Raw genomic sequence first — 268 nt, 5'->3', positions numbered from 1 at the left:
GGCCGGGGTCTTCGCGGCCGCGGTGGCGGAGGCGTGCGCACCGGGCGCCACCCCCACCTCGGTGATCGACACATGCCTCTCCCTCGCCAAGGACGGCACCCGCAGCGCGATCGAGGCCGTGTGCGAAGCGGCGTCGGGCCACACGGACTTCGAGACGGCGCTGCGCCCGCTGCGCGAGGCGGTGGCCCCGTACGACACGGTCGGCCCCGACTACCGCAAGCCGTCCCTCGCCGCGCGCCGCCCGTCCCGCGCCCACGCCATCGAGGAA

Annotated in this window: 1 pseudogene; it reads left to right on the top strand. The window is 76.5% G+C overall.

Annotation, left to right across the window (positions count from 1 at the left end):
* Positions 1-268, top strand: a pseudogene (locus J0695_RS40970) (ADP-ribosylglycohydrolase family protein); the annotation flags it as partial.

Origin of the sequence: Streptomyces beijiangensis (assembly GCF_017315755.1) — a bacterium.
Classification (GTDB): Bacteria; Actinomycetota; Actinomycetes; order Streptomycetales; family Streptomycetaceae; genus Streptomyces; species Streptomyces beijiangensis.
The sequence above is the reverse complement of the archived record's forward strand: the minus strand, read 5'-3'. Positions and strand labels throughout refer to the sequence as shown.